General features: G+C 41.8%; 6 protein-coding genes. 2 read left to right on the forward strand and 4 right to left on the reverse strand.

The features are described from left to right. Positions 1–223, forward strand: a 223-nt coding sequence (locus tag GLW00_RS20135) for an IS3 family transposase (RefSeq protein ID WP_160915196.1), incomplete at its 5' end; no start/stop codon positions are given. Positions 224–692: 469 nt separating this feature from the next. On the opposite strand, the gene GLW00_RS20140 is transcribed toward GLW00_RS20135, so the two are convergent. The 4 genes from GLW00_RS20140 to GLW00_RS20155 form a co-directional block, all read right to left on the reverse strand. Then, on the reverse strand, positions 693–1,628 hold the full coding sequence (locus GLW00_RS20140; RefSeq protein ID WP_160917053.1) for a hypothetical protein: 936 nt from the start codon (positions 1,626–1,628) through the stop codon (positions 693–695). Between the two features lie 137 nt (positions 1,629–1,765). Then, a complete protein-coding gene (locus tag GLW00_RS20145; protein ID WP_160917055.1) occupies positions 1,766–3,307 on the reverse strand; it encodes a fatty acid--CoA ligase family protein in 1,542 nt (513 codons plus the stop codon). 164 nt (positions 3,308–3,471) lie between these two features. Then, complete coding sequence (lplA, locus tag GLW00_RS20150) at positions 3,472–4,473, reverse strand: lipoate--protein ligase (protein WP_160917056.1); 1,002 nt, start codon at positions 4,471–4,473, stop codon at positions 3,472–3,474. A 66-nt stretch (positions 4,474–4,539) separates the two neighbouring features. Continuing rightward, a complete protein-coding gene (locus GLW00_RS20155; protein ID WP_160917058.1) occupies positions 4,540–5,271 on the reverse strand; it encodes an MBL fold metallo-hydrolase in 732 nt (243 codons plus the stop codon). 120 nt (positions 5,272–5,391) lie between these two features. Here GLW00_RS20155 and yhfH point away from each other — a divergent pair, with 120 nt between their 5' ends. Beyond that, entirely contained in the window at positions 5,392–5,520 is a 129-nt protein-coding gene (gene yhfH, locus GLW00_RS20160) for a protein YhfH (RefSeq protein WP_074735206.1), read from the forward strand. The last annotated feature ends 268 nt before the right edge of the window (positions 5,521–5,788 follow it).

Here is a 5,788-nt window from a genome sequence, read left to right on the forward strand (position 1 = left end):
ACAAAGTATGTCCCGCAAGGGCAACTGTCACGATAATGCGGTAATAGAAAACTTCTTTGGGTTAATGAAATCAGAGTTCCTTTATCATAAAGATTTTGAAAGTATAGAGCACTTCAAGCAGGAGCTCTCAGCTTTTATGGAAAAATACAACAATAGAAGAATTAAATCTAAATTAAGGATGAGCCCGGTTCAGTTCCGCGATAAATATCAAGCAACAGCTTAACTACATAGTGTCCAATTTTATGGGGTCAGTACACAGTCCGAGGAGGCTCACCGCGCTCCCGCGGAAAGCGAGCTATTCTCCGCAGCCCCCATCCACCCAACAAAAGTCTCGAAACTGAGTCTTCCACAAACGGGAGCTTATACTTAAAAGGCCAGGCATAAAAAAAGTGCCCATGCTCACGTGAGCATGGGCCAAAAGAGACGACTGGTTAACTTTTGAGTGAGGGAATAAATTGTTGGAAAAGTGCTTTTGAGAGGAAAGACTTTTCCGTGACACTCATCAGTAAACAACGTTACTGACCTATTTATGACAACCAAATCATAAATAGTTATGAGATAAATAAGCATCACCGCTTATCTGTTTCTATTGTAATATATCCTAGGACAACCTTCACCGAAAAAAAGTTGCGGAGGTCCGCAAACTGGTGCGAATTTTCTAGTAAATGACATAGGACAACTCGAAATTCTAGTTAGATAGAACGGATCATCCAATCCATCTCATCTGCAAATCCCCCTTCTTCTTTTTCAAGTTGACGCTGTAGTGTCTCAAGATCAAGTAGCGCTGCATGGGTCTTTTTTCTAATTTCCCTCACTTCTTTATGAGAAGATTGAATTTTATTTTGAACAAACCAATCCACAAGTAAGCCATCAAAGAAATAGTCGACAATCGTCAAACCGCCAGACATTTGAATACGAATATCATAATATGTGCCGAGGTCCTCCATTTCATTTGCGAACTTCCGCAAATATCTTTGTGCGGTATGGATGGCGGTATCCGCATCATCCACTCTCGAATGTTTGACTGCTGTAGTCAGCAAGCCACCACCAAGCATATCCAACGCTCCCCAGTTTTCAGCAGATGTCAACGAAACCGTTGCTTCTTCCAATGCACGCATGGCAGATCGCCCTGCATCGATTGCCTCATTGATTTCAACCAACTCCGCCTGTAGCATCGATCGCTGTTCACTAAGTTCAACCAAACGCCCTCCTTTCTTTTCACCTTTAGTAATAAGGATTTCCTTTCTTCTTTGATACAGCCGGTCATACTCGACTTTTGGGTTTCCATAAGCAGCGATTATTTCAGAGAGGGTTTCTACTTCTTTCTCCACCTCAAGAGCAGAATGATGAGCTTCTCTCCACTTCAACCGTGCCTCCACTGCCTCCCGCTTTTCTTTTTCCATTTTTTCGAGCTTCTTACCTGTAATCGTAACGAATAAATTTGTAAGACTCATGCTTTCCAGCTTTTCCACATCTTCTTGCTCTTCATTGAGCTTTTCTAAGTAGTGCTGTTCTTTAGCACGTAGTTCCTTATGATCTTTTTTTAATTGCTCCCTTTCTCTATGTAAACGTTCTTTTTCAAGACATCTTTTTCTTGCTGTCATTAGTGATTCATACAATTCTTTCATTATTCATCCCCTTCTTTTTATTTCTTACGTCTCAAATAAGAAAAAGTTGCAAATTCAACTAGAGTTGGCCTTAATTAAAAAATGTTTTCAATCAAAAAGCTCAAAGTCCAGGAGACTTTGAGCTTTAATGGAAGAACTTATTTTGAGTTCGTAAGTTGTTCACGTAAATTTTTGCGAAGAATTTTCCCTGTTGTGTTTTTAGGAAGCTCAGACATAAATTCGATACGTGAAGGGACCTTATACTTCGCTAAATGCTCACGGCAATATTCATTTAGTTGTGTTTCTGTCAACGTTGGGTTTTTAGAGACGACGAAGCTTATAACCGTCTCCCCAAGCTCCGGATCTGGTGCTCCTACTACCGCAACTTCTGTGACATCTTCGTGTTGGTACAATACTTCTTCTACTTCTCTTGGATAAACGTTGTAGCCTCCGACAAGGATCATATCTTTTTTACGATCGACAATGTAAAAATATCCGTCATCATCCTGTCGAGCCATATCCCCTGTGTATAACCAACCATCCCTAATGGTGACAGAAGTTTCTTCAGGAAGTTTATAGTATCCCTTCATGACGTTCGGCCCCCGGACAATCAATTCGCCCACTTCACCGGTCGGGAGCTCTTCACCAAGTTCGTCCACCACTTTATTTTCGACATTTTTAATGTTTTGGCCGATGGACCCTGCTTTTCTTGGGCGGTCCAGGGGATTAAAAGCTGTAACTGGTGAGGCTTCGGATAGTCCATAGCCTTCTGAAACACGTACGTTGAACTGTTCTTCGAAGGATTCCAATAAAGCAACCGGTAAGGAAGAACCTCCAGAAATGCAAAGACGCATGTGGCGGAAAGTTGGTGCCTGTTCTTTTCCTGTTTGTAACAAATAATTATACATGGTTGGTACACCGGCGAACACCGTTGCTTTGTTTTCTTCTGCTATTGCAAACACTTCTTGAGGAGAGAATTTAGGTACAATTAGGACGGTTCCGCCATTCATGACGGGAGCGTTTAAACAAACCGTCAAACAGAAAACATGAAACATCGGTAACGTAGCAATCACACGATCCTCCGAGGTGAATTCCAGGTAATCCGCTACATCCGTCGCATTCGAGTATAAGTTCTGGTGTGTGAGCATCGCGCCTTTTGGTTTCCCTGTCGTTCCAGAAGTGTATAGAACAACTCCTACATCCTGATCATCGAGAGAAGGGGTCTCATAATCTAAACGACCCTCAGCAACAACGTTTGTAAACGATTTCATTTTTTCGTTCAAGGAAGATGTCTGCAAATCCACCCCTGTCCCGGTGTCTGCTACAAAATAGTGGCCGACATCAAGATCATGGTCCATAACTTCAAACTTCTCGATCAATACATCCATCGTGATGACAGCCTTAACGTCTCCATTTTTCAAAATGTAGCTCATTTCATCTACTGTGTACGTAGGATTAATCGGTATGACGGTTGCTCCTGCCCGGAGTGCTCCGTAAAGTCCAATCATGAACAAGGGACTGTTTCCGCTCACAAGCGCCAAATGATCCCCTTTTTCATAGCCCAGTTCAGACAACTTAGAAGCGAATTTAGTGACTGTTGCATCAAACTCTTGATAACTTACCCGCTGCCCTTGAAATATGTAGGCATCTTTTGCAGGATAACGCTGAGCCGTGAGCGACAGTTGTTCGCTTAGATTCATGTATGTTCCCCCTTGAAATTATGAATGAATAGTCATTCATTTTAGTAATTTTCAATATAATTATAAAATACTGAAAACTTTTTAGCAACATTTGTCGTCCTAAGTCACCTGAATTGGACCATATAAAAAAGAACGATCCTTAAATGAGGACCGTCCCTTTTTTATTAATAAACCATATCAAGAAAGTCTTCTTTGCTGATTTTACCCAGGTAGTGAGAAACATCCACATTACCTAGAGCTTCAGATATCGCCTGGCGTTCATACTTTGTGCCAATTAAAATTTCTTCAATGTCATTAATGTCTCCAACCCCAAAGAAATCACCAAAAATCTTCGCGTTCTGAATATGTCCTTTGGTTACATCAAGACGAATGTCATAGCTTCCGGCACCCTCAATTCGCTTCGTATGCTGGATGTTGAACTTCGGTGACTTGCCGTAATTCCAGTCCCAATTTTTGTAGCGTTCTTCAGCCAGCTTATAAATATTGTCCCAATCTGCCTTCGTTAATTTATATTGAGGTACGTCCTTCACATCTTCGACATCAAAAATATAGCGGAGGATCAAGTTCTTGAACTCTTCCATAGAAATTTTTTCATCAAGAAACTCAGAAATGTTTGCCACTCGACTACGAATCGATTTAATTCCTTTCGACTTGATCTTCTCCGTTTTCACATTCAAAGCAGAAACAACGTTCTCGATTTCTGAATCTAACATTAATGTGCCGTGGCTGAACATGCGGCCCCGAGTAGAGAATTGAGCGTTGCCTGAAATCTTCCTACCATCTTCTGCCACAATATCATTACGCCCGGACAATTCTGCGTTTACACCTAACATTTTCAATGCTTCAGTTACCGGTTTTGTGAACTTAGCGAAATCATGAAAACTGTCCCCATCGTCCTTTGTAATGAAACTGAAATTCAAGTTTCCGAGATCATGATATACCGCACCTCCGCCAGAAAGACGGCGAACGACATGAATTCCGTTCTCTTCTACATAGCTTGTATTGATTTCCTCCACCGTATTTTGATTTTTACCGATGATGATGGAAGGTTCGTTGATATAGAACAGTAAGTAAGTGTCGTTGATATCAAGATTCTTTAATGCGTATTCTTCAATGGCCAAGTTAATACGAGGATCATTTATCCCCTCATGGTCAATAAAAAGCATGTGTTTCATCCTTTCAGTCCGTATTGTCCATGTACCATTGTAATCGTTTAGAGGCTTGGAGACAATTCATTTACTCCATGTCAGCCCTTCGTCCGCGAGTTGAATGGTTCCACTATAGATATCTTCTGCCTCCTGACGCAATTTCGTCAACTGTCCAAAGTGGGGCAAATGACTGAGCCATAAGTTTTTCACATTAGCCTCTGCAGCTATAGTAGCGGCTTCAGCACTCGTCATGTGCCCTGCTTTCCTGCCGTCCATATCTTTATAAAAGTTTGTATCTGTAATAAGAAGATCCGCATTCTTGGCAAATTTTGCCCACTCTCTAAAATAACTTGTATCGGCTGTGTAAACCGCCGTGTCCTCCCCATCAGAAATCCGCATACCATAACAAGGGACCGGATGATTCGTTTTTTGGAATTGTATGGAGAAAGGCCCTACTTCCAACGTTTGGTCAGGATTATAGGCCATTCCTTTCGTATATTGATGGGTTAAGGTTTCAAACTTCCCTTTCTCCTCTTTATGTCCATAGATAGGAAGCGTTTCCTTTGTTCCGGCAAGGGTATTCTGAACAAGAAAAGCATATTGAAGAGGACCGATATCTGCGATGTGATCATGATGATAGTGAGAAAGAACGACCGCATCCAAATCCTCTACCTTCTTAAACTGTTGGAGGCGTGACAACACTCCACTTCCACAATCGACAAGCATCGAAAAACCATCTTTTTCAAATAAATACCCAGAAGTAGCACTACCTGCTGCAGGATAAGCTCCCCAATAACCGATAATTGTCACTTTCATTATTATCACTCCTAAAACTTTTGGCCTAATTGTACATTGTTTTATAACAGATTGTTGATTTCTGAATATTGTTATAATACAATGGTTTTACATTAAAAATTAATTGGAGGCGATTTACAGATGATGAGTGTTCTTGAGTTCTTCCGTAACCTTCCGAAAAAGCACTGCTCCAACTGTGGGAATGTGATCCAGGAAAAAGCTGACTGCTACGGCAACATTTGCGACGAATGTGACCACCCGGCCCGCTAAGTCTAGTATTCCACAAAAAACATAACAAAGAACATAAGATTTGGAGCAGCTGTCAAAGGCTGCTATTTTTTTTGCCCATTCCCCCACTCTTCCATAATAGCTCCCGTTTGTGGAAGACTCAGTTTCGAGATGATTGTAAGGTTCTAGGGGCTCCGGGAAAAGGTTCGCTTTCCATGGGGCGGGCGGTGAGCCTCCTCAGGCTACGCCTTCCGGGGTCTCACCTGTCCCACACGTCCCATAGGAGTCTCACCGTTTCCCTCCGCCCCTT

It is taken from the genome of Halobacillus litoralis (genome assembly GCF_009856445.1).
GTDB lineage: Bacteria > Bacillota > Bacilli > Bacillales > Halobacillaceae > Halobacillus > Halobacillus litoralis.

Coding starts and splice junctions, on each gene's coding strand:
- lplA (WP_160917056.1), bottom strand. CDS start 4,473: ATGCTTTTTATTGACCATGAGGGGATAAATGATCCTCGTATTAACTTG.
- GLW00_RS20140 (WP_160917053.1), bottom strand. CDS start 1,628: ATGAAAGAATTGTATGAATCACTAATGACAGCAAGAAAAAGATGTCTT.
- GLW00_RS20155 (WP_160917058.1), bottom strand. CDS start 5,271: ATGAAAGTGACAATTATCGGTTATTGGGGAGCTTATCCTGCAGCAGGT.
- GLW00_RS20145 (WP_160917055.1), bottom strand. CDS start 3,307: ATGAATCTAAGCGAACAACTGTCGCTCACGGCTCAGCGTTATCCTGCA.
- yhfH (WP_074735206.1), top strand. CDS start 5,392: ATGATGAGTGTTCTTGAGTTCTTCCGTAACCTTCCGAAAAAGCACTGC.